The following is a 19,536-nucleotide window of genomic DNA, read 5'->3' as shown; positions in this document are numbered from 1 at the left end:
GATAAAAATGTTTGCAAGGAAAATAAAAGGGACAGAAATCAAACAGCCTTTAATTGAACACCTAGAGGGAGTTGCAGCGAAGTCACGAGAACGCCTCCCAGAATTTCTCAAGGAACTTGGATACTATGGGGGACTGCTCCATGATTTAGGTAAAGCCAAGAAATCTTGGCAAAAATACTTATTAGAGGGAGGAAGTACAGTTTTTCATTCCTCTGAAGGAGCAAGAACAGTATATGAACTCACAGCAGAAGATGATACTCACCCATTGGTCTACATCATTCGGTCGCATCATGGGAAGCTAAAAAACACTGCTGTAGATAGAGATTTTTTTGAAAATTCAAAACACTGGGATAAATGCTTAAAGCGGTTATTTCCTGACCTAACTAATCTACCTAATCTAACGGTTAAAGGTTGTGAAAAAGAGTTAGCTATTAGAATGTTGTTTTCCGTTTTAGTGGATAGCGACAGATTAGATGCGATGGAATTTGAGCTAAAATACCAAAACTCCCAAAAGGAAGAATTTAAAACAAAATCCAGTTTGTTGCAATTCGCAATTTTGCCTCCTTCTCAAAACCAGTCAAAAATTGTTCAGGAGAGGGAAAATTTTCGCTCTCTGGTCATTCAGTATGCAACATCTAGTAAAAATATTTATCGGTTAATTGGAGTAACTGGAATTGGGAAAACACTAACTTCTTTACAGTTTGCTGTTGAGCATTGTAACCATCATAATATGGATGGAATTTTGTACGTTGCACCCTTCAAATCTATCCTTGACCAATCAGCCAAAGTGTATCGGGATGTCTTGGGAGATGAAGCAGTATTAGAGCATCATTCTGACTTTATCCCAAAATATGGAGAAGAAATAGCCTATCGTTTATCTTCTCAACGTTGGGATAGTCCGGTTATAGTAACTACTGCGATTCAATTCTTTGAATCCCTATTTTCTAATGATGCTTCCAAATGCAGAAAATTAGCCGGAATCATGAACCGGGTCATCCTGATTGATGAATATCAAACAATACCCACTGAATTCTTACCTTCTATTGCTAATGTCTTAAATGAATTAGTTATAAATTATGGATGCTCAGTTGTATTAATGTCTGCTACAGCACCTAATTTAAATGGCTTTCAACTCCCCCATATTGATATGATTCCCCAGGAAAAATTAGTTAATCAGTTTAAAAATCTGTCTCGTTGTAGCTATCAATTTATCAGTAAAAATATATCTTGGCAGGAAATTAGCACCATTCTCCAGAAAAAATTAGTCATCGTTAATACTACAAAAACTGCTCAGGAAGCCTTTGAAATATTCAATCATCAACAACCGTATCAATGGGTTCCTTTGTCCTCTCGGATGTGTGTAGCGCACCGCAAACAGGTTATTAATCTGATCAAGTCTTCTGATATTAATTGTGTTTCTACACAGATTGTAGAGGCAGGAATTGATATTGATTACCCAATCGTATTGAGTGAAGAATGTCCTCTCGATTCCCTGATTCAAAGAGGGGGAAGATGCAATCGCGAAGGGTTATTAGAGAACGGAGAAGTGTTGATCTTGAATTGTGATAATTTCCCTGATCAGATTTATCAATCTCTTGCTAAATTTTCCTCTAAATTGATTAAAAAATATGGATTAAACTCTGATAATTATTTAAATCTACTGAAAAATTATTTTGCCCAAAAGAATAAGCAAACAGGTCAAGATGAGATTCAAGAATTAAGGCGAGATTTACAGTTTGAATCTGTAGCAGAAAAGTTTAGTTTTATTAACAAAAAGCAACTTTCAGCCGTCTGTAGATGGGGAGATGGAGCCGATCTAATTGATTGTTTAAAAACCCAGGAAAAACTATCTTTGTCTGATTGGAAAAAATTGCAGCAATACACTGCAACAATTCCCCGTCAGGGGAAAGACTTAATCAAAGTATTTCCTAATGGTTTATCAGTTTGGGATGGCCAATATTCTGATGATTTTGGTGTTTTTTATTGAAGTTTTAGCATCTTCCGCAAGAAGCCCCACGACTGACCCGATAGGGCAGCGTGGGATGAATTGCGGCCGGGGACTATAGAATGTTCAATAATTGGCTATTATAAAATATAATATAATAAAAAAGGAGGTGATTCAAATTGCTGAAGGCTACAAAGGTTAGACTCTATCCAACACCAGAACAGGAATTGGCGTTAGCCAAGTCATTTGGTTGTGCAAGATGGTATTGGAATTTTGCCTTAAATGCCTGTGTTCAGCACTATCAAGAAACTGGCAAAAGCCTAAAATTACCATCTTATAAGGGAATGCTCCCTCAACTCAAAAAAGAATATCCTTGGCTCAAAGAAGATTGCTACTCATCGGTTCTCCAGTGTGTAGCTATAAACTTAGATAGAGCTTACAAGAACTTTTTTGAGGGACGAGCTAAATTTCCTAATTTCAAATCTAAACATCACAAGCAATCAATTCAGTATCCCCAAAGTGTTACTGTTAGCGGTGAATATCTAAAAGTCCCTAAGATTGGTGAAATTAAAGCAATATTTCACCGAGAGATTACGGGAAAAATTAAAACGGTAACAATCTCCAAAACTTCGACTGATAAATACTTTGCTTCCATCTTATGTGAAATTGAAGGAACCGACGTTAAACAGTCGGGAGATCAGATTATTGGGATTGATTTGGGGTTAAAAGATTTTGCAATTACTCACAATGGAGAGAATGCAACTAAATATGCTAACCCTAAATATTTATATCGTCATCAGAAAAATTTAGCCCGAAAACAGAAAAAACTCTCTCGAAAAACTAAAGGTAGTAAATCGAGAGAGAAGTTTAGGAAAACTGTAGCTAAGGTTCATGAGAAAATAGCCAATTCCCGCCAAGATTTCTTGCATAAATTATCAAGAAAATTGGTTGACGAAAGCCAAGTCATTGTCGTTGAAAACCTCAACGTCAAGGGGATGGTTAAAAACCGGAAGCTATCAAAAGCTATATCTGATGTGGGTTGGGGAAAATTTGTCAATTTTATTGATTACAAGTTGAAGCAAAAAAATGGCGAACTTGTAGAAATTGATCGCTTTTTCCCTAGTTCCAAAACTTGTTCGAGTTGCGGTTATATCCTAAGTGAGTTGTCTCTGGATGTTAGAGAATGGGATTGCCTAAATTGTCAAACTCATCATGACCGTGATGAAAACGCTGCATTAAATATCAGGAACGAAGGCATCAGAATATTAACTGAAGGCGGAGGGAACCCCGTCTTTGCCGATGGAGGCTGTGTAAGTCCACCTGCTTGCAAAAGTAAGGGGCATCGGTCTGTGAATTCGGAAGCCTACACCGACCCGATTAGGGCGGTGTAGGTAGTTCACCATCTTATTTTCTAGTTTTGCTTCCCGGAAAGTAACAGAACTGGAAGTAAATCTGAAAGTTGACAGCGCCCCGGTAAGGGTAAAGGTGATGTGAAGGGTTACTGTCAAACTTGTATCTATCTTGTATCCTTGAAGAGTAACTAACTGGATACAAGCAAGGGCTATTAATACAGTGGTAGCGCAATTGCTTTACACTGAAGGGTTTATAGGTTTGTCGTCAAAATGGGCGATACAGGATTTGAACCTGTGACCCCTTCCGTGTGAAGGAAGTGCGCTACCACTGTGCTAATCGCCCGCACAACTTATTAATATAACACACCTTTCCTCGATTGACAACCCCTTACGGTTTCAGATCAGGATTGAGGATTGAGTCTCCTTGAAATAAGCGAATGAGTTTTTGGGCTTCAATGTCGATATTGTGATGTTCAGCCACTTTCAGGGCTCCGAATTTGCCCATTGTTGTTAATTCTTCTATAGGAGTTGTTAAGGCGGTTTTGAGAGCTAGGGTTAAATCCTCTAAAGACCCAGCAGGAACTAACCAACCATTTTTCCCCGGTTCAACCAATTCAGGAATTCCAGCAATATAGGTACTAATCACCGGACGAGATAAAGCCAAGGCTTCCATCAGAACAACGGGTAAGCCTTCCGCAAAACTGGGTAATACAAACACCTGGGAGGATAAAATCTGTTGTTGGACTTGAGTATTGGTTGCCCAACCTGTAATTTCAATATAATTTTCTAACCCAAAACGATTAATTAATTGTTCAATCTCTGGACGCAGGGGGCCATCTCCCACAAAAATTAATTTAAACTCAAATCCAGCCTTGACCAGTTGGTTAACGGCTTCTACCAACAATAAATGACCTTTTTGCTCACTTAAACGACCGACACAAACGAAGCGACGTTCTGAAGGTAACCGAACAAAAGGATGATCCAAAAACATCGGATCAACACCACAATGGACAATTTGAATTTTTGACCAATCTTGATAATCACACCAGCGTTGACATTGACTTTTTCCAAAGGAACTAATGGCTACTACAAATTGAGCGCGTTTGATTTTTTCCGGTAATGCGATCGCGCTCACCTTATCAAATTCTTCCGGCCCATGTATCGTCATACTATAAGGGGGGCCTCCTAAAGCTTGACATAATAACGCAACGGTAGCGGAATTAGTTCCAAAATGAACATGAAGATGGTCAATTTTGTCTTGAGATAACCAATGGAATAAAACACAAGCTTCAGCCAGATAAATACCGTGTAGGAAAACACCTCGTTCTGAACCCCAACCCAATTTTAATGCTAATCTTCCTGTCTGCCATAAACGTTGAGGATGAGTGAGTCCAACTTGTAATAAATGACTCAGTAAACCCCAAATCCCCACTTTCAGAATAAACCGAGTTTTTTCAGATTCCTGTTGATCGGCCGGATCAATTAATTCGGATTCTAAAAAACGAATTGCGAACCGACTGATCTCCAGTCCTTGAGCTTCAACGGCTAAGATTTCCCGACGAATAAAACTGTGACTGACTTTAGGATATTGATTAATCAGATAAGCAACTTTCATGCGGTTTAATGCGATGCAGGGTTATTGATTCAGGGTTAAAGGTTAAGGTTCTGAAGAGGGAATTGTATCTCGCTGAGTTCTGACCCATTCCTGTTGGGGTTTTTTCAAAAACCCGAAATACATCGGTAATTTCCAAAGAATATAAAAAGGAATACTCAGCAGCGTTTTTAACGATAGAATCGAACGACCAAACTTAAACCAAGTTAGAAGAATTGCAATTAATAATAGTATTCCTTCAAAAGCTAAACAGTAGAAGGGGAAGACAGAAATATTGAAGATTGCCACCCCGATACTGGCAATTAAAGTCGCAGTCCATAACAGAACTAATAAAGCTAAGGGAGGAACACAAAGGTCTAAGGCAATTGCTAATAAATCCAGGCGTTGTTGACGAAAAGAAGCAGAAATCAAGGGAGGAACTTGAGTCAGTAAGGTGTTTAAGTGTCCATGTTCCCAACGGGTTCTTTGGGTTTTTGCTGCGGTTTCTTGAGCGGGTAAAATTCCCAGGGTTTTAGCGTCTTCACAAAACAGAGGGGACGCTCCTGATAACGCTAAATCAATCCCAAGCTGCATATCTTCCACAAGATTAGAACTCGCTAGGGACACTTGACGAATTACAGACCAAGGAAATGCCATTCCCGTTCCTGTGAGCAGACAGGGAAATCTTAATCGAGCTAATCCTTTAGGACGAACCCAATTTTTCACTAAAAAAGCAAAGGCGGAAATAGAATCTTTGGGAGTTGGATTTTGGGGCGTTTCCATTAAATAAGTTGATTGTACAGGTCGCTGTTTGACCATCGCCAGTTGAGCAATTTTAGTGATTGTCCCAGGTTCTGCATGACAATCAGCATCAATCATGACCACGACATCAGGTGGGCCTTGAGCTAAAAACTTTAAACCATAGTCTAAAGCATAGCCTTTGCCACGGTGTTCTAAATCCTGACGTTCTAAAACCGTTGTTCCCATTTGACGCGCTATTGCTGCGGTTTCGTCAGTGCAGTTATCTGCGATTACGACAATTCTTCTGGGAGAATCAACTTGAGGCAAAATAGCCTTTAACGTCCCTTCAATTCCCGATGCTTCATTGTGTGCCGGAATCAGAATAGAAACTTTAGGAATAAAACTTTCCCCATCTTGAAGAGATGAATGCTTCTGCATCAATGCAGCAAGGCATTCGAGAAAAAAGACTGAAACCGGGATGCCAAGGGCTACAGCAATTATCGTTAATCCAATAATCAGTTGAGTTGCTAGGCTCATAGGTAAAAGCGATCAACAGGGAAGTTAAGCCTGATCATATCTTGTCTATGTTAAGATGTCTCAAATGCTTAGATCATGAATTTCTCACATGGGGAAAAGGTTTACATAAATTTTACAATTTTACACATTAAGAGTCGTTATTTGGACTTGTGGATATCTCCCGCGTGCAGACAAAATCAGATTATCAGAAAGCACACCTCCTAGTCCTAGTTTCCAGACCCGATCGTCAAAATATTTAGGCTATCTGTTAGCTGTTGTTTTACACCCAACTTCACTATCCGTGACTTAAGGCAGAGTCGTCTTGTGATTTATAAGATAAGCTATTAACAGAGATCAAAAAAACGCACTTAGTCATGAACTGGGACGTGCCAGAGTAAAACCTTTGCTCGGTTTATGTTTTAATTCGCACCCAATCATTATATGTTTGTTCGATGTGTTAGTTGTTCTTTAACGCACTTAATTTTAGGCCTAGGAGTTCCCGCGATCTCCACCCTAGCTGTTCAGGCTCAAAGCCAACCCCCAGAGTATCCTGCTCCTCAACACCGTCAACAGGAACGTACTGAAAATCGGCTTCAGGATTTTCCTTACCTTTTAGGAGTGGGCGATCGCATCCGAGTGGATGTATTCGGTGTTGAGAAATACACGGGTGACCAACTGGTTCTTACTGATGGAACGATTAATTTGCAGGGTATTGGGTCTGTATCCGTTGCGGGTTTAACGCTTCCACAAACCCAAGTATTGATTGCTCAACGATATTCTAGTTTACTCCGACAACCGATTATCACCATTACTTTAATCGCACCCCGTTCTGTACAGGTTGCAATTGCTGGGGAAGTAGTTCGTCCGGGTTCCTATAATTTATCTTCCAACGCTCAACAATTTTCTCGACTCAGCCAAGCCATCTTAACAGCCGGAGGCATTACGCAATCTGCCGATTTAGCCTTAGTCCAACTGCGACGGGCTGATCCTCGCCAACCCGTTGTCACTTTAAATTTAAAGGAATTATTGGATACGGGAGATTTAAACCAAGATCCGATTCTCCGAGATGGAGACAGTATTTTTATTCCCACTCTCACCACCTTTGAACCCGCCCAAGTGCGTGAGATGGCTACTTCGAGTTTAGCCGCCCCTCCTAACCAATCAATTCAAGTTGTGGTGGTTGGAGAAGTTTTTCGTCCTGGTGCTTATTCCCTTAATCAAGATGGAGGTCTTACCGATGCAGGTACTGGAGGAACTGGACTAAAAATTGTCAAAAGCAATTTACCAACCTTAACCCGTGCCATTCAGACGGCCGGAGGAATTACGAATATGGCTGATATTCGCAATATTGAAGTCCAACGTCTGACTAATACAGGAGTGAAAAGCACAAAAGTTAATCTTTGGGAACTATTGCAATCGGGAGATATCAATCAAGATATATTTTTACAACAGGGAGATACAGTCATTATCCCCACTGCAACTGAAATTAATCCGACCGAATTAGAAGAATTAGCGTCTGCTAGTTTTTCACCCGCAACGATCAGTGTAAATGTAGTCGGGGAAATTAAACAGCCCGGCTTGATTCAAGTTCGTCCAAATACTCCCTTGAATCAAGCTTTATTAGCTGCTGGAGGGTTTGATAGCATCCGAGCTAATCGGGGTACAGTCGAACTGATCCGTCTAAATCCCAATGGTTCTGTGACTCGCAGAAAAATCCAGGTGGATTTTAAATTAGGAAATGCAGCCGTCAATAATCCCGTCTTACATCATAATGATGTGGTTATCGTGCATCGGTCTTTAGTTAGTAGAATTACTGACACCACTTCCTCTGTGTTACAGCCTGTGGATAATGCCTTTACATTTTACAGGTTATTTGAAAGTTTAATTCTGCAGAGAAACTCTAACTCTAATTAAAAATAAAATTGAGCATTAATTGATAGAAAGCCTTTTAGAACTTCTTAAAATTTATCCCATTATGGGTTATAATCTTGATATGTATCTGTTTTAGAAAAGTTCAGAAAAGGTCAGATCAGATAAAACTTTAGGGTAAATTCTCGAAGGGTTAAAATAATAATAATAGGGGTATTCAGTCACTATGTCACAAGATATTCAAGTTTTTGAAGATTCACAACAGATAATCGAACCTAAAAAGAAAAGTCCGGGTATCCGTCCGGTGTTACGGACATTACAACGCAGGGTGGTTCTGATTATTGGAACCGCAGGAATAACAACTCTAGTGGGTCTTTCCTTGATGGGTGGAGAAGCTCCTCCGGTTTATAAAGGAAATTTTCAATTGTTAGTTGAACCTGCCACATCTGAACAGCAGTTAGCTGATCCCTTAACCCTAACTCGTTCCGAAGGACAACCCAGTGATAAATTTTTCAGCTTAGACTACCCTACCCAAATCCGCATTTTAACCAGTCCTGAAATTTTAAATAATATTACCCAACAAATTCAAGTTCGTTATCCTAAATTTAAAGTAGAGGATTTAACAGATAAGTTACAACTGGAACGAGTTTCTAACGGTTCTGGTATCAAGGATGAAACCAAAATTTTAGAAATTTCTTATGAAGGAAAAAATACTGATGAAATTTTATTTGTATTGCAAAAAACGGCTGATAAATATTTAAAATATAGTTTAGACGAACGCAAAACTAGGATTAGTCAAGGGGTTGAATTCATTGATGAGCAATTACCCTTATTACAAAAACGAGTCGCTGAAGATCGAGGAAAACTTCAGAAGATTCAACAGCAGTATGAATTACTTGACCCAATGGTACGGGGACAAACATTATATGAACAAATTCGGACTCTGGAAACTCAGAGCCAAGACGTAGACAGACAACTTCAAGAATTGAGAGCTTTATACCAACATCTACAAACGCAATTATCCTTTAGTCCAGATGAAGCCGTAGCTGCTTCTGCCTTAAGTGAAAGTCCCTTCCGTAAACAAGTCTTAGATGCTTTAATGACAGTTGAAACTCAAATTGCGATTCAATCTGCAACCTTCAGTGCTAATAGTCCAGAAGTGCAACAATTAAAAGAACAACAAGCTAATTTATTAAAATTATTAGAACAAGAAAACCAGAAGATTTTGGGAGAAAAAACTTCAAAACTGCAAAATAATTCTTCAGTAATGGCTTTTCAAACTTCTATCCGTCAAAAATTAATTGGGCAACTTGTAGATACAGATAATCAAATAAAATCTTTAGAAGTTCGATTAAAAGGATTAAATAATGCACTCAATACTTTAACTCGGGAAGCTCAACTTTTTCCAGGTGTTGCTCGTGAATATAATGAAATACAGCAACAGCTTGATTTAACTAATAAACGACTCAATTTATTTTTGGATGAGCGAGAAAAATTAAGAATTGAAGCCGCTCAAACTAATATCCCCTGGGAGATGATTTCTAAGCCGAAAATTCTTTCTGATAGTCAAGGGATTCCCATTGGTTCCGAGCCTGGAAGTCCAGCCAAGAAGCTGATCCTAATCTTGGGTGGAGGACTTGCATTAGGAATAGGATTATCACTTCTTTTGGAACGGCTTCGCAATATCTTTTATACCAGCCAGGATATAGAGGATATTATTTCATTTCCTCTGTTGGGAAAAATTCCTCAACACAATAATTTTTTCATGGTTTCTCATCTTCCACTAGAGAATAATCTTGGCTCATCAGGATTAACAAAATCTCACCGTCGTGCGTTAGAAAAAATGACTCAATTCTTGAGGGCTTTCGATGACACTTACGCCAATCTTAGATTTTTATATGCCGATTCTTTAATCCGATCTATTGGAATTTGCTCCGCAGAATCTAAGGATGGTAAATCAACAATTGCCTTACACTTAGCACAAACGATGGCTCATATGGGGCAGCAGGTACTATTAGTAGATGCTAATTTACGTTATCCCCAACTTCATGCTGTTTTAGGGGTATCTAATCAAAAAGGACTCAGCGATTTATTAACCGAAAAAGCAACACCTAATGCCGTTATTCAAAGGACTTCGCTCTCCGAAAATCTCTTTATTTTAACCGCAGGAGTTCCCTACGCTAATACCTTTAAATTGCTTGCTTCAGATCAAATGCGACACGTCGTGGAGTCACTCCAAGAAACTTATGATTTAGTGATTTATGATACGCCTGAATTGCATGGATATAATGATGCTATTTTCTTGGCTGAATATTTAGATAGTTTAATTTTAGTCACTGCGATTCACAAAACCCGTAAAACGGTTTTTAGAAAAATATTAGATAAACTCGATACCTATAGGATGCCTTGTATTGGTGTCATTGCTAATCATCTTCAACTCAATTCTTCTATTACTTATCCCTTTTATTTAACACAATCTTTGAATTCCACCGAATCCGTTCTTGTCAATGATTCAGTCATCAGTAATCAGTACAATAGTTAAGAGTTAATGAATGACCTAATAATTGATAACTAATAACTAATAACTGATAACTGATACAGACGCGCCATGGCGCGTCTCTACACTGATAACTGATAACTGATAACTGATAACTGATTTAAGTTGTATATTCAGCGTTAATTTTCACATAGTCATAACTTAAATCGCATCCCCAAGCTTTGCTGGTTCCAGGGCCATTGCCGATTTGAACTGAAATTAACACGGTATCTTCTTTGAGATATTCTCCCGTTGGTGCTTTCTTTAAATATTCATTAGCTGCATTGCGATCAAACGCTAAGGGTTGACCATATTGCATTAAAAGAAAATCCCCTAACTTAATTTCTAAATGATTCTGGTCAAAATGGACTCCAGCACGTCCAGCCGCCGCCGCAATGCGTCCCCAGTTGGGATCACGACCAAAAATTGCCGACTTCACCAAGGATGAACCCACAATAGTTTTCGCAACTTTACTCGCGGAGGCTTCATCTTCTGCACCAGAAACTTGAACTTCAATTAAACAAGTAGCGCCTTCTCCATCCCGCGCAATTGCTTTGGCTAAATATTCACAAACCGCCGTTAACATCCCTTCTAATTTTTCGGCTTCTGGCCCCATGGCGGTAATGGCCGGAGTCCGAGAGGCACCATTGGCTAAAGCAATTAAAGAATCATTGGTACTGGTATCTCCATCAACAGTCACTTGGTTAAAACTCCGGTTGGTCGCACGAGTTAACATTTCTTGCCAAAGGGGAGGAGAAACCGCAGCATCGCAGGTGACAAAGGCTAACATAGTGGCCATATTGGGGTGGATCATTCCCGAACCCTTGCAAATTCCGCCAATTCTCACCGGACGATCCCCAAACTGGGTTTCTAAAGCAATGGTTTTGGGAACTAAATCCGTTGTCATGATCGCTTTGGATGCGGCTTGATTACCCGTTTCTGACAATTCGGCGACTAACTTCGGAATTCCTGCTTTGAGTGCATCCATTTTAATCCGTTGACCGATGACTCCGGTGGAAGCGAGTAAAATTGATTCCGGTGCAATATTTAAAACAGCAGCTAAAGCTTGGGCTGATTCTACGGCATCTGTCCAACCTGCTTCTCCTGTGGCGGCATTGGCTTGTCCTGAATTACATAAAATTGCTTTCGCGCTGGGTTTGGCTTGCAGTTGTTGGCGGCAATAGTCTACACAGGCGGCTCTAACTTGACTGGTGGTAAACACCCCCGCCGCGATCGCATCAACATCAGACACAATTAAGGCTAAATCGGGTAATCCTGATAGTTTTAATCCGGCTGTAATTCCCGATGCTCGATATCCTCTAGGTGCTGTGACTCCACCCTCAATCACTTTCCAATCTGACATGATTTCCCCTTCCAATATTACTGACAAGCGATTATATCAATAACCGTAGGCAGGGGGAGAAGAGGAGTACTCCTGAGTAGGGGAAGAGAAGGAAATAATTAACACCCGTCAACCGTCAATAACAGGCAAGATGCCTGTTCCACAAAAAATATCCCCACTTGCTACAGCAAAGCGGGGGCATTGATAGATTCATGGTAAATTTCAGGTTATGTAACAACAATCAATTAACTCATGGATGATCCACTACGATCATAGTTGCTTGCATTTTCAGTCGGTTTGCCTTGAATTGTTGTCCGATAATCACCCGGTTCAATGCCAACTTCATCCGCCACACGATTGAGTAAAGATTGTTGACGATTTTTGATCAGTTTATGGTGACGCATCATTAAAGAACGAGCTTGATCTTGGGTATCCATAATCTGTTTCTCCTTTTTTTAAAATTGAATGTTTTCCTGATTTTAAAAGAACTCAAGTTGAGACTTAGCTCATCGTGGCATTGCTACGTCCATAATTATTGGTAGCATTGGAGTTGGGTTTGCCTTGAATCATCGTGCAATCACCCGGTTCTGTACCCACTTCATCCGCCACACGATTGAGTAAAGATTGTTGACGGTTTTTGATCATTTGATGATGACGCATCATTAAAGAACGAGCTTGATCTTGAGTACCCATAATCTGTTTCTCCTGTTGTCGCTTGTGTAAGTTAAGGTTTGTTGAACGAAATATTAAGAAAGATTAAAATTCTTAATCGGACTAACTCATTGTGGCATTGCTGCGATCATAGCTAGTTGCAGAATGGTTGTTGGGTTTGCCTTGAATCATGGTGCAATCACCGGGATCTGTACCGACTTCATCCGCCACGCGATTCAGTAAGGACTGTTGACGATTTTTGATGGTGTGGTGATGACGCATCATTAAGGCGCGAGCTTGATCTTGAGTACCCATGAGTTTGTCCTCCTAAGTAACGAGCCTAAAAAAGAACAGGCTGTTTTTGTCTTCAATTTTTAATATACCAGAAGATTCTGTATTCTATTTTACAAAATGCCTCAACTTAACAAAAATTTACAAATTTCTTATCATTCACACATCTACAAAAAAACCTCTACCGCAGGGGAGAGGAGTGGGGGGACGGGGGGACAAGGGGACAAGGGGAGACGGGGAGACGGGGAGACGGGGAGACGGGGAGACGGGGAGACGGGGAGACGGGGAGACGGGGAGACGGGGAGACGGGGAGACGGGGAGACGGGGAGACGGGGAGACGGGGAGAAATGATTAACGTCTGACTGCTGTGCCTAGTTTTACATCAACGGTCGATAGACGCGAAAATCGATATTGGGAAAAATATTGTCGATCGCTTCGACTTTTTCCAGCCAACCGGAATCAACTTTACCAATTTTGATATCTTCGTAGATTTTATTAAATCGCATCAGGTGAGAACGGGTACGACGCACAGCATAGGGGGTCATGGTTCCCGAACTCATGATAAAAGCCCAGTCGGAGGACTGTGCTAACAATAATTCTCGTGCGGCTTGATTCAGGGCGCGTAACTCTAATTCACTACAGGGTTCTCGACCTGCCATTTTAATCATCCGTTCTGCGGCTTTGTGGAGATGGGGATAAATCCAAGCATTGGTATGATTGAGCCAATATTCATGGAATCCTTTATATCCCCAACTCGACTGAGCCGGATGACACACTTGTTGGGTGGGGAAGGCTTGAAGATAATCAGCTAAATGGGTCATTCCATAGATCTTTTGATCCTGCCAAGTTTTACGGAATAATTGATCCAAAAACCAAGGCCCCTCATACCACCAATGTCCGAAAAGTTCGGCATCATAGGGAGAGACAATAATCGGGGGGCGCTGCATAATCCCATGCAGATGTTCCACTTGGCGTTCACGGTTAAACACAAAATTCGCAGCGTGTTCGACGGTTTTCAACTTTGCCCAATAGGGATCATAAAGTTCCTTATCGGATAATCCTAAACCCCGACCCGTAATTTTGTAATACTTCACCCCGGTATTTTTACGCTGACCATTCGGCATAATGTAGGGCTTAATATACTCATATTCCGCTTCCCATCCCAAATCTTTGTAAAATTCTCGATATTCAGATGCTCCTGGATAACCCACTTCTGAAGACCACACCTGCTGAGAAGATTCGTTATCCCGTGCAAATACCGCTACACCGGATTCTGTAAAAATCGGGGAATAGGTTCCAAAGCGAGGACGGGGACGGGCGTAGAGAATTCCATGTCCATCGGTGAGAAAATACCGAATTCCCGCATCGGCTAACATTCGTTCTAAGCCATTATAGTAGGCACATTCGGGCAACCAAATTCCACGGGGACGACAGCCGAAGGTTTCTTCATAATGTTGACAGGCGACTTCAATTTGTCCCCAAACCGCTTGGGGATACATATTCATCAAGGGTAAATAGCCATGAGTCGCACCGCAGGTGATAATTTCTAAATTATTGGTATCTTGAAATTGTTTAAAAGCCGTAACTAAATCACCGTTGTAGCGTTCCCAAAGTTTACGGGCGTTCTGCCATTCTTCAGCATAATGTTCCGCCAGATAACGAAGATGCCCATTTTTTTGATGACGATCTATTTCCTGTTCGATTAAGTCTTGGAGGAGAGTGAGATGTTGATCATAGCGTTCCTGAAGGAGCGGGTCTCGCAACATAGACACCAGAGGAGGAGTTAAACTCATGGTCATCTTGAAATCAATTCCGTCCCGCTTTAACCCTTCAAACATTTGGATTAAGGGGATGTAGGTTTCGGTAATTGCTTCAAATAACCATTCTTCCTCTAATACATAGTCACTTTCAGGGTGGCGGACAAAAGGAAGATGGGCATGGAGAACCAGGGCGAGATAGCCAATAGCCATAGGGAGTTAATGGAAATACTAGGTTATCGGAGCTAGATAGATTTACAATATTTTAAGATTTTAAAACGAAAAGGTAAGATCCGAGCCAATAGAATTTTGATTAGTCATTTTAGAGGAATTTTTGTAACAAAGCTACCCTAGGAAGTGAAATTTGATCAGTCAAAGTCGCTGTGTTGATCCGCAGGTGTTAAATTGAAGGGTTTGGTGAGAATTGTCACGACATCCGATTGTTTTGCTAACGGTGCGATCGCACCTAGGACAAATCCAACCCTAAACTGCATTCAATCTTACTGTAAATATGACGTTGATCGAGAATTAATTTTTTAAACAAAAAGTTATTAGAGATACGGTTATTTCACAATCCGTATGTTAGAGTTTTATGTTCAGTGCAGAACTAGAGTAAAGATGTTCTCGCAACATCCTTACTCTGTTGAAAAATTAGGCTAAATCAAACAGCAGAATTTCTGCATCACTAGAAGCGGTGAGAGTGATTTCAGGTTCTTGGGAAATCGCTACACCATCACCTGTTGTCAAAGAGACTTGATTGAGAATCACGTCACCTTTAGCCACTTGTACCCAAGCATAACGTTGGAGAGGAAGGGAATAGGAAATGCGATCATTAGGTTGCAAAAGGGCTGCATATAAATTAACATCTTGATGAATTTTTACAGCTTGATCGACACCATGGGGTGAAGCAATTAATTGTAATTGACCTGGATGTTCTAATAGATTAAATGATTGCTGTTCATAGCTCGGTGATAAACCTTCAGTATCAGGAAGCAGCCAGATTTGTAATAAATGCACCGCCTCAGTTGTAGATGGATTAAATTCACTATGACGAATTCCTGTACCTGCACTCATGCGTTGAACTTCACCTCGTTGAATAATTGAACCTGTTCCTAAACTATCTTTATGTTCAAGGGAACCCTGCAAAATATAGGTAATAATTTCCATATCTCGATGGGGGTGAGTGGGGAAACCTTTACCCGGTTGTACCCAATCTTCATTAATCACTCGTAGGGATCTCCATCCTATATATTCAGGATCATAATAATTCCCAAAGGAAAACGTATGATAGCTTTCTAGCCAATCAATATTAACGTGTCCTCGATCTTGAGACTTGCGAATTGTAATCATATTTTTCTTAGATTTAACCCTACTCTTTTTAATTTAGAAAAAAAACACTAGAATGGGAAGTACGCACTTTTTCGTTCGTCACGCCCGAACTTGGAACTATGCAAGGGTCTGAATTACCTTCAAACAAATCAACCTGTCCGGCTGAAATCACGTTAAAAGTGATGAGTGGACGCTGGAAAATTTTAATTATTCAAGAATTATGGACAGAGGTAAAACGGTTTAATCAACTCCAACGTTCAATTCAGGGAATTACCCATAAAATGCTTACAGAACAATTGCGGGAAATGGAAGCCGATGGCATTATTCATCGCCAAGTTTATGCGGAAATTCCACCGAAAGTTGAATATTCTTTAACGAAATTAGGAGAAGGATTAAAACCGATTTTAGAACAAATGCACCATTGGGGAAAATCCCCAACTAACTGATAATGTATAGGGGTTATTATTATAATACCTAATCCTCGGACTTTTACTTTAATTAAACCCATATTATTTTGATAAAAAATGACAATTTTATTCTTCTATAATTTCTACTAAATTTTCAATCATCACATCAAATGTTCTTGCTAATTTGTGTTTAACACTGTTATAAAATACACCAGAACGCTCTGCAACTTCCTTTAATGTCCAACCTCTTTCGGCTGCCAGTTCTTGAACTTTTACTCTGATTAAACCCACGTTATTTTGATAAAAAATAAACATTTTATTCTTCTATAATTTCTACTAAATCTTCAATCATCACATCAAATGTTCTTGCTAATTTGTGTAATGCCGTAAAATCAACCATTGCCATCCCAGAACGCCGAGCATAACTTCTGACGGTGCTATAAATTACGCCAGAACGTTCAGAAACCTCCTTCAATGTCCAGCCTTTCTCTTCTGCTAATTCTTTAACTTTGACTCTAACTAAACCCATACTTGACAAATGATGTAATTACATCATAGTATTAGAGAAAATCAAAAGCGATCGCCCCAGTCTCGCAAACAAACGGCGATCGCTGTGACTCCCTAAAACCAAGGAGACAATTTATATGATAGCAACACTCACGCCAAACGCACCCATTATTACCGAATCAAAAATTCTTCATAAATCTGCTATTTTGCATCCCTTAGCCAGATTTGTGAGTGAACAGACGGTGGCGTTAATGTTTAACCTTCAGCTAGAACAGATCTATCAAATTCAATGCTGGCGATATGTGGTTTATGTTCATGGTCAGGGAATTAGCCAGTTTGTGAGTTATGCCGATTTTCCCGCTATCCTAGAAGTAGAACCCCCCAAAGCCCAGGATTTCGTGCGGTGGCGTCAACGCTGGTACAGAAGCCGTCGCAGTCAAAAAGCACCAGAGTTTTGGACAAAATTTTATAGTTTTCAATTTCATTACGCCGCATCCTGCAAACAATTGTATCAATGGGGTGAATTAGTGGGGTTAGTGAAAACTGTGATCGCACCCTCCGCAATAGAAAGATTAAGACAAGCTTATCGGGAAGAACAAGAAATCTGGGATAATCGGAATTAATCTGATCAAAACAGTCAGGAATTGTAACATTAGTCTAGGTTAGGGCGAGATCTTCAGGGTCAATATATTCTATTTTTTTTATACCTGTCTTCTGTTGCTAGTGTGTTTGAGTTTGTCTTTTGCTTCCGGCTTTGAGGTTATCTCTTCAATGATTCTAGGTAAGAAAAAAGTAAACGTTGAACCCACATTAATTTCACTAGAGACAGTAATATTTCCTCCCATTAATTCACAAAGCTGTTTAGTAATCGATAATCCTAATCCAGTACCTCCATACTTACGAGTGGTAGAATTATCAGCTTGAATAAACGGATCAAAGATTTTCTTAATTTGTTCAGGAGTCATACCAATTCCGGTATCAGAAACACTAAATGTAATCCAATCTTCGGCTTTTAAAGAGAGAGCTTGATTAACTGAAGAAGAATGTAAATTAGGTTGATGTTGACTAGAGATTTGCCGAATAGAAGAATGAGAAATCGTGAGAGTAATAATTCCTGCCTCTGTAAATTTAGTAGCATTACTCAATAAATTAAATAAAATTTGCTTAACTTTTGTTCGGTCTGCAACCATTTTGCCTAAATAATTCGCGCCCTTAATAATCAAAGTATTATTATTGGTTTGAATCAGAGGTTGAATCGTAGATTGAACTTCATTAATTAACGTAGAAATATCAAAAGTTTCTAAATGAAGAGTCATTTCTCCCGATTCCAATTTAGAAATATCTAAAATATCTTGAATAATCGTTAGTAAGTGCAGTCCTGATACTTTAATTTGTTCTAAATCCGGGACTAAATCCAAATATCCTAAATCTTTAGCATCTTCTTGCAGTAAATCACTATAACCAATAATTGCATTTAAAGGAGTCCGTAATTCATGGCTCATTCGCGCTAAAAATTCACTTTTAGCTTGGTTCGCGGCTTCAGCCACTTCCATCGCTTGCTGCAATTCTATTTGGGCTAATTTACTGTCGGTAATATCCCGAACAATGGCTAAGACTTCTTCCTGACCACTGACCACAATTCGAGCTTCAAAATGACGGCGTTTCCCCTGAACAAACCATTCATACTCAAAAATCTGTATGTTGTGGGTTTCTAAAGCAGTGGTAACATAGTGAACATAAATCTGGGCAATATAATCGGGCAATAAATCATAAACCGTCCGATTCATAAATTTACCCAGCGATCGTAAGAAATGATCTCCTCTAGGGGCTTTAAAATCCAAAAACAAGCCATCTCGATTAAACCGAAACATCAAATCGGGGATAGCATTTAATAAGGCTCGATTTTTCGCTTCACTTTGCCGTAAATCTTCAGCCCTTAATTCCAAACTTTTAATTAACTGTTCTTTACTCTGAATTAAATCCCGCAATTGATCCGTCATACTATTAAACGAATCCGCCAAAACTTTTAATTCATCCTGGCTATTAATCTCAATTTTTAAACTCAAATCTCCGGCGGCTAATTGTTGCGTTGCTACGGTCATCTGTTGTAGGGGTTCAGTAATAGACCGACTAATTAACAACGCCAAAGACGTTCCTGCACCTGCTGCAATTAACGCAACAATAATCCCTTGAGTGCGAACTTCTTCCATTTTTTTGTATAAAGGGGCTGTAGGCAACCCCACACTGACAGCACCCAAACGTTGACGGCCCACTACGACCGCACGACCCGCCAATAATTGATCGGCTTCCCACAGGAAAATCGGCTGATCACTCTTAATTAATTGTTGACCTAACGGATCTGGTTTAATCCCATAGGTTAGAACTGAATTACTATAAGCATCCGCCACCACCCGTCCGTCTTTTTCATAAACTCGACCCGCAACTAAGACATTATTTCGTCCCAATTGCTGCATAATTTCTTCTAAGAAATCTGCATCTAAAGTGTAAAGCGGATCGGAAGTGGTAACTGCTAAAGTATTAAGTAGAAGTTCAGCTTGTTGTTCCAACTCTTGGCGAAACGTTTGTTGTTGACGGTGGAGTGAGAGCCAAGTAACACCCGCCACCGCCACAATGACCAAGCTGGTCATAGCTAACGAAAGTTTCGTGGCTAGTGATAATCGTTTGTGTCGGAATGGGAGCAT

18 protein-coding genes and 1 tRNA gene are annotated in these 19,536 nt (G+C 39.9%); 6 read left to right on the top strand and 13 right to left on the bottom strand.

Annotated features, from left to right (window positions below; translation table 11 throughout):
- Positions 1 to 7: 7 nt before the first annotated feature.
- Together NMK36_RS26245 and NMK36_RS26240 are read left to right on the top strand one after the other, a co-directional pair.
- Positions 8 to 1,987: a CRISPR-associated helicase/endonuclease Cas3 gene (locus tag NMK36_RS26245; RefSeq protein ID WP_072717789.1), complete on the top strand. Its 1,980-nt coding sequence runs from the start codon at positions 8 to 10 to the stop codon at positions 1,985 to 1,987.
- Between the two features lie 137 nt (positions 1,988 to 2,124).
- On the top strand, positions 2,125 to 3,336 hold the full coding sequence (locus tag NMK36_RS26240) for an RNA-guided endonuclease InsQ/TnpB family protein (protein WP_072722281.1): 1,212 nt from the start codon (positions 2,125 to 2,127) through the stop codon (positions 3,334 to 3,336).
- A 232-nt stretch (positions 3,337 to 3,568) separates the two neighbouring features.
- On the opposite strand, the gene NMK36_RS26235 is transcribed toward NMK36_RS26240, so the two are convergent.
- The 3 genes from NMK36_RS26235 to NMK36_RS26225 all read right to left on the bottom strand — a co-directional run bounded on the left by NMK36_RS26235 (position 3,569) and on the right by NMK36_RS26225 (position 6,166).
- Positions 3,569 to 3,640 (bottom strand) — tRNA-Val (locus NMK36_RS26235).
- Positions 3,641 to 3,685: 45 nt separating this feature from the next.
- On the bottom strand, positions 3,686 to 4,912 hold the full coding sequence (locus NMK36_RS26230; protein ID WP_254174999.1) for a glycosyltransferase: 1,227 nt from the start codon (positions 4,910 to 4,912) through the stop codon (positions 3,686 to 3,688).
- 42 nt (positions 4,913 to 4,954) lie between these two features.
- A complete protein-coding gene (locus NMK36_RS26225; protein WP_072717791.1) occupies positions 4,955 to 6,166 on the bottom strand; it encodes a glycosyltransferase family 2 protein in 1,212 nt (403 codons plus the stop codon).
- Between the two features lie 420 nt (positions 6,167 to 6,586).
- Here NMK36_RS26225 and NMK36_RS26220 point away from each other — a divergent pair, with 420 nt between their 5' ends.
- The gene (locus NMK36_RS26220; protein WP_072717792.1) at positions 6,587 to 8,059 is read left to right on the top strand and encodes an SLBB domain-containing protein; all 1,473 of its coding nucleotides are present in this window, start codon (positions 6,587 to 6,589) and stop codon (positions 8,057 to 8,059) included.
- A gap of 181 nt (positions 8,060 to 8,240) precedes the next feature.
- Positions 8,241 to 10,556 carry a polysaccharide biosynthesis tyrosine autokinase gene (locus tag NMK36_RS26215; protein WP_072717793.1) on the top strand — a complete coding sequence of 772 codons (2,316 nt, stop codon included), beginning with the start codon at positions 8,241 to 8,243 and terminating at the stop codon, positions 10,554 to 10,556.
- Positions 10,557 to 10,671: 115 nt separating this feature from the next.
- Here the strand turns inward: NMK36_RS26215 and argJ are convergent, their stop codons facing one another.
- The 7 genes from argJ to NMK36_RS26185 all read right to left on the bottom strand — a co-directional run bounded on the left by argJ (position 10,672) and on the right by NMK36_RS26185 (position 15,941).
- Entirely contained in the window at positions 10,672 to 11,913 is a 1,242-nt protein-coding gene (gene argJ / locus NMK36_RS26210) for a bifunctional ornithine acetyltransferase/N-acetylglutamate synthase (RefSeq protein ID WP_072717794.1), read from the bottom strand.
- Positions 11,914 to 12,137: 224 nt separating this feature from the next.
- Positions 12,138 to 12,329 carry a hypothetical protein gene (locus tag NMK36_RS26205; protein WP_072717795.1) on the bottom strand — a complete coding sequence of 64 codons (192 nt, stop codon included), beginning with the start codon at positions 12,327 to 12,329 and terminating at the stop codon, positions 12,138 to 12,140.
- Between the two features lie 64 nt (positions 12,330 to 12,393).
- Positions 12,394 to 12,585 (bottom strand): hypothetical protein, encoded by a 192-nt coding sequence (locus NMK36_RS26200; protein WP_072717796.1) that lies wholly within the window; start codon positions 12,583 to 12,585, stop codon positions 12,394 to 12,396.
- Between the two features lie 81 nt (positions 12,586 to 12,666).
- Complete coding sequence (locus NMK36_RS26195; RefSeq protein WP_072717797.1) at positions 12,667 to 12,858, bottom strand: hypothetical protein; 192 nt, start codon at positions 12,856 to 12,858, stop codon at positions 12,667 to 12,669.
- A gap of 353 nt (positions 12,859 to 13,211) precedes the next feature.
- Complete coding sequence (locus tag NMK36_RS26190) at positions 13,212 to 14,804, bottom strand: glycoside hydrolase family 57 protein (protein WP_254174998.1); 1,593 nt, start codon at positions 14,802 to 14,804, stop codon at positions 13,212 to 13,214.
- A 155-nt stretch (positions 14,805 to 14,959) separates the two neighbouring features.
- Complete coding sequence (locus NMK36_RS28870; protein WP_281250304.1) at positions 14,960 to 15,085, bottom strand: hypothetical protein; 126 nt, start codon at positions 15,083 to 15,085, stop codon at positions 14,960 to 14,962.
- 157 nt (positions 15,086 to 15,242) lie between these two features.
- A complete protein-coding gene (locus NMK36_RS26185; protein ID WP_072717799.1) occupies positions 15,243 to 15,941 on the bottom strand; it encodes a pirin family protein in 699 nt (232 codons plus the stop codon).
- Between the two features lie 98 nt (positions 15,942 to 16,039).
- On the opposite strand from NMK36_RS26185, the gene NMK36_RS26180 reads away from it, so the two are divergent.
- The gene (locus NMK36_RS26180) at positions 16,040 to 16,366 is read left to right on the top strand and encodes a winged helix-turn-helix transcriptional regulator (RefSeq protein WP_254174997.1); all 327 of its coding nucleotides are present in this window, start codon (positions 16,040 to 16,042) and stop codon (positions 16,364 to 16,366) included.
- A gap of 87 nt (positions 16,367 to 16,453) precedes the next feature.
- Here the strand turns inward: NMK36_RS26180 and NMK36_RS26175 are convergent, their stop codons facing one another.
- Together NMK36_RS26175 and NMK36_RS26170 are read right to left on the bottom strand one after the other, a co-directional pair.
- The gene (locus tag NMK36_RS26175; protein ID WP_438822835.1) at positions 16,454 to 16,642 is read right to left on the bottom strand and encodes a helix-turn-helix domain-containing protein; all 189 of its coding nucleotides are present in this window, start codon (positions 16,640 to 16,642) and stop codon (positions 16,454 to 16,456) included.
- Between the two features lies 1 nt (position 16,643).
- Entirely contained in the window at positions 16,644 to 16,856 is a 213-nt protein-coding gene (locus tag NMK36_RS26170; protein ID WP_072717801.1) for a helix-turn-helix domain-containing protein, read from the bottom strand.
- A 115-nt stretch (positions 16,857 to 16,971) separates the two neighbouring features.
- Between NMK36_RS26170 and NMK36_RS26165 the strand changes: the two genes are divergently transcribed.
- Positions 16,972 to 17,457, top strand: a complete 486-nt coding sequence (locus NMK36_RS26165; RefSeq protein ID WP_254174996.1) for a hypothetical protein — start codon at positions 16,972 to 16,974, stop codon at positions 17,455 to 17,457.
- 78 nt (positions 17,458 to 17,535) lie between these two features.
- Here NMK36_RS26165 and NMK36_RS26160 read toward each other — a convergent pair whose 3' ends face one another.
- On the bottom strand, positions 17,536 to 19,482 hold the full coding sequence (locus tag NMK36_RS26160; protein WP_245824178.1) for an ATP-binding protein: 1,947 nt from the start codon (positions 19,480 to 19,482) through the stop codon (positions 17,536 to 17,538).
- Positions 19,483 to 19,536: the final 54 nt, after the last annotated feature.

Origin of the sequence: Planktothrix pseudagardhii (assembly GCF_904830925.1) — a bacterium.
Lineage (GTDB): Bacteria > Cyanobacteriota > Cyanobacteriia > Cyanobacteriales > Microcoleaceae > Planktothrix > Planktothrix tepida.
This window is presented reverse-complemented; position numbering and strand designations above follow the sequence as displayed.